Consider the following 4,077-nt stretch of genomic DNA (forward strand, 5'->3'; position numbering starts at 1 on the left):
GCCCGGACGCCCCGGCGGGGACGGGCGCGGGGGCCTCGGGCCCGGCCGGCGATCGCTCCGGAGTGGGCAGCGCCGGCAGGGTCACGGTCGGGGCCAGCATGGTGGCGGCCTGCGGGTCGGCGGGCAGCAACTGGTCGCGGAGCACGGCCGCCACCTGGTGCGCGGTGGGCCGCCGCCGGGGGTCGCGGGCCAGGCAGCGCAGGCAGATCTCCGCGACCGGCGCGGGCAGCCCGGGTACGCCGTCCAGGGTGGGCGCGGCATCCTCGGCCAGCGCCGCGCTGAGCTGCTCCCAGGTGTCCGCCGGGTACGGCGGCTGCCCGGTCAGCGTCTCGTAGAGCAGCACGCCCAGCGAGTAGACGTCGGTGGCCGGCTGGGCCGGTGCCCCGTCCAGCCGCTCCGGCGCCACGTACGCCGGGGTGCCGAAGGTGCCACCGTCCTCGTCCTCGTCCGGCGCGCCGACCCGGGTGGCGATGCCGAAGTCGAGCACCTTGGCGCCGACCCGGGTCATCATCACGTTCGACGGGGTGATGTCCCGGTGCACGATGCCCAGCCGGTGCGCGGCGGCCACCGCCTCGGCCACCTGCGCGCCCGTCTCCACCGCCGCCGGCCAGGGCAGCGGCCCCTCGGTGAGCCGGTGCTCCAGCTCCTCGCCGCTGAGCAGCTCCATCACCACGAACGAGGTGATCGAGCCGTCCGGCGCCACCGTCTCGCCGTAGTCGTGCACGGCGGTGACGTGCGGGTGGACGAGCTGGGCGGCGGAGCGGGCCTCCTCACGCACCATGTCGCGGAACCGGGCGTCGGCGGCGAGCGAGGGGGCGAGCACCTTCACCGCCACCACCCGGTCGAGCACCTCGTCGCGGGCCCGCCAGATCACCGACATGCCGCCGGCCCCGATCTGGTCGACGAGCCGGTACCTGCGGGCCAGCAGCCGGCCGGCGTGCAGCGTCGCCTTCACATCGCACCTGCCTGGGCTTGGGAGCGCTATCAGGTTGCGGGAATGTGTCCGGCCTGTCAACGGCTGTCCGTTCCCCGGTCGCGGCCCGCGCCGCGCCGGTCGCGCCCGGTGACGGCGGCGACCGGCCCGACCGGGGCGGCGGGCGGGTTGCGCGCCGCGTGCCAGGATGAACGGCATGGCAGGCGGTCCGGTGGCGTTCGTGCTCGGCGGCGGGGGAGTGCTCGGCGCGGTCGAGGTGGGCATGCTCCGTGCCCTGTTCCGGGTCGGGATCCAACCCGACCTGGTGCTCGGCACCTCGATCGGCGCGGTCAACGGCGCCCTGGTGGCCGCCGACCCGAGCGAGGCCGTCACCGACCGGCTGGTCCGGCTCTGGGCCTCGCCGGAGGCGAGCGAGGTGTACGGCGACTCGGTCGCCCGGCAGCTGCGCCGTTTCGCCGCGCGCACCCACCTGCACTCGCCCCGGCCGCTGCGCCGGCTGCTGGAGAGCGAACTGGGCGAGGAGACCACCTTCGCCGACCTGAGGGTGCCGTTCCGCTGCTGCGCGGCGAACATCGAGCGCGCCGCCGAGCACTGGTTCCACAGCGGACCGGTGGTGCCGGCGGTGCTCGCCTCCGCCTCGGTGCCCGGGCTGCTGCCGCCGACCCAGATCGACGGCCAGCACTACATCGACGGCGGAGTGGTCAACTCGATCCCGGTCGGCGAGGCCGTCGCGGCCGGGGCCACGCAGATCTTCGTGCTCCAGGTGGGCCGGATCGAGCGCGAGCTGAGCCCGCCCCGCCGGCCGTGGGAGATCGCCCAGGTGGCGTTCGAGATCGCCCGCCGGCACCGGTTCGCCCGGGAGATGGCGGCGCTGCCGGAGGGGGTGGAGGTGCACGTGCTGCCGACCGGCGGCCTGGAGCCGCGCGACGACAGCCCGTGGGCGTACCGGGACATCGCGGCGGTGGGGCGGCGGATCAGCCGGGCGTACACCGCCTCCCGCCGCTACCTGGACACCGCGCTGGAGCGCTGATGCCACTGCCGCCGCGGTGGGTACGCCGGATGCTGCTCGCGCCCGGCGTGGTGCTGCTCGCCGTCGCCGTGGTGACCACCCTGCCGGCCTGGGCGCTGCTGGCCCTGGCGGCGTCGCCGCTGGTGCCGGGGCGGCTGCGCCCCCTGCGGCTGCTCTGGATCGGCACGGTCTACCTGGTCTGGGACGCGGCCGCGCTGCTCGCCCTCTTCGTGCTCTGGCTCGCCTCGGGTTTCGGCGCGCGCAAGCGGTCGCCGGCCTTCCAGCGGGCGCACTACGTGCTCGCCGGCCACTTCCTGCGGGTGCTGTTCTGGCAGGCCCGCTGGACGCTGCGGCTGAGCATCGACGTGGTCGGCACCGACCCGGACACCGCCCTGCCCGGCCGTCCCGAGCTGGTGCTCTGCCGGCACGCCGGCCCGGGCGACTCGTTCATCCTGATCCACGCGCTGGTGAACTGGTTCCACCGGGAGCCCCGGATCGTGCTGAAGGAGACCCTCCAGTGGGACCCGGCGATCGACATCCTGCTCAACCGGCTGCCCAACCGGTTCATCGCGCCGGGGCCGGACGGTCGGGAGTCGGCGATCCGGCAGATCGGCCACCTCGCCACCGGCCTGGACGACGACGACGCCTTCGTGATCTTCCCGGAGGGCGGCAACTTCACGCCGAAGCGCCGGCTGCGGGGCATCGCCCGGCTGCGCGCCCTCGGCCTGGAGCGGATGGCGCTGCGCGCCGAGCGGATGCAGCACGTGCTCGCCCCGCAGCCGGGTGGGCTGCTCGCCGCCCTCGACGCCGCCCCGGACGCCGGGGTGATCTTCGTGGCGCACACCGGGCTGGATCAGATGGTCACCGTCGCCGACGTGTGGCGCGAGCTGCCGATGGACAAGCGGATCGTGATGCGGTTCTGGTCGGTGCCGCCCGAGGAGGTGCCGGTCGGGAAGCAGGAGCGCATCGACTGGCTGTTCGACTGGTGGGCCCGGATCGACCGGTGGATCGCCGCCAATCGGGACGGGACGGGCGCCGACTAGCGATCGGTTCGGTGCGCGTGCAGCGGACCGGCCGGAGCGCCACGTAGGGTGCGCTGGTGGAGCAGATCTGCGTGGTGACGACGGTGGTGGACGCCCGCGGGGTCGCGGACCTGCTGGCGGCCGCGGCCGTCGCCGGCCGGCTGGCGGCGTGCGCCCAGGTCGGCGGGCAGGTGGACAGCACCTACTGGTGGCAGTCGGCGATCCAGACCACGGCGGAGTGGTCGGTCCAGTTCAAGACCGCGCCGGACCGGGTGGACGCGCTGGTCGACCAGATCCGCGCCAACCACCCGTACGAGGTGCCGGAGATCCTGGTCACCCGGGTGGAGAGCGGCAACCCGGACTACGCGGCCTGGGTGCACGACCACACCCGCCCCTAGGTACGCCTACTCTGTCCACCCGCCCCGCCGTACCCGCCGGCCGCCGAGGTGGTCCGGCTGGACCGGGAGATCGCCGGGCTGGCGCCGCGGGTCGAGGCGGCCCGGGTCGCGTACCAGGAGCTGGCCGGCCGGCTGTCCACGGCCCGGCAGCGGCGGGCCGAACTGGCCGCCCGGATCCGCCTGGAGATCCCGGCGCCGCGCCCGGTCGTGCCCGCTCCGCCGGTGCCGCCGGTGCGCCCGCAGCCGGCCCCCGCCCCGGTACGCCCCGGCGGGGCGGAGACCTCCACCCGCGCGGTGCAGAGCCTGCTCTTCGTCCTCGGTGGACTGCTGCTCGGCACCGCGGCGGTGGTCTTCACGGCGGTCGCCTGGGCCGCGTTCGGGGTCGCCGGGCGGGCGCTGATCCTGCTCGCCTTAACCGCCCTCGCCCTCGCCGCGCCGCTGGTGGCCCGGGCGCGCGGGCTGCGCGGCACCGCCGAGACGTTCGCCGCGGTGGGCCTGCTCCTGGTGCTCCTCGACGGGTACGCCGCCTGGTCGGTGGACCTGTTCGGGGTGGCCGGCTGGCCGGGCAGCCGGTACGCCGCGCTGGTCGGGGGGACCGGCGCGGCGGTCGCGGCCGGGTACGCGCGGCTGAGCCGGCTGACCGTGCCCTGGTTCGCGGCGCTGCTGACCGCCCAGCCGGTGCTGCCCCTGGCCGCGGTGGCCGCCGAGCCGTCC

4 protein-coding genes and 1 pseudogene are annotated in these 4,077 nt (G+C 75.9%); 4 read left to right on the forward strand and 1 reads right to left on the reverse strand.

The window, feature by feature from the left end; translation table 11 throughout:
* On the reverse strand, nucleotides 1–955 hold a 955-nt coding region (locus B0E53_RS33675; RefSeq protein ID WP_146167888.1), incomplete at its 3' end, for a serine/threonine-protein kinase.
* 175 nt (nucleotides 956–1,130) lie between these two features.
* Between B0E53_RS33675 and B0E53_RS33680 the strand changes: the two genes are divergently transcribed.
* From B0E53_RS33680 to B0E53_RS33695, 4 genes and pseudogenes are all read left to right on the forward strand, one after another.
* Nucleotides 1,131–1,964 carry a patatin-like phospholipase family protein gene (locus B0E53_RS33680; protein WP_107079619.1) on the forward strand — a complete coding sequence of 278 codons (834 nt, stop codon included), beginning with the start codon at nucleotides 1,131–1,133 and terminating at the stop codon, nucleotides 1,962–1,964.
* Nucleotides 1,964–2,986, forward strand: coding sequence for a 1-acyl-sn-glycerol-3-phosphate acyltransferase (locus B0E53_RS33685; RefSeq protein WP_107079620.1), 1,023 nt, complete (start codon nucleotides 1,964–1,966; stop codon nucleotides 2,984–2,986). Before B0E53_RS33680 ends, B0E53_RS33685 begins: the two co-directional genes overlap by 1 nt.
* 56 nt (nucleotides 2,987–3,042) lie before the next feature.
* Complete coding sequence (gene cutA / locus B0E53_RS33690; RefSeq protein ID WP_107079621.1) at nucleotides 3,043–3,363, forward strand: divalent-cation tolerance protein CutA; 321 nt, start codon at nucleotides 3,043–3,045, stop codon at nucleotides 3,361–3,363.
* A gap of 48 nt (nucleotides 3,364–3,411) precedes the next feature.
* Nucleotides 3,412–4,077: pseudogene (locus tag B0E53_RS33695) on the forward strand (hypothetical protein); the annotation flags it as partial.

It is taken from the genome of Micromonospora sp. MH33 (assembly GCF_003013775.1).
Taxonomy (GTDB): Bacteria; Actinomycetota; Actinomycetes; order Mycobacteriales; family Micromonosporaceae; genus Micromonospora; species Micromonospora fulviviridis.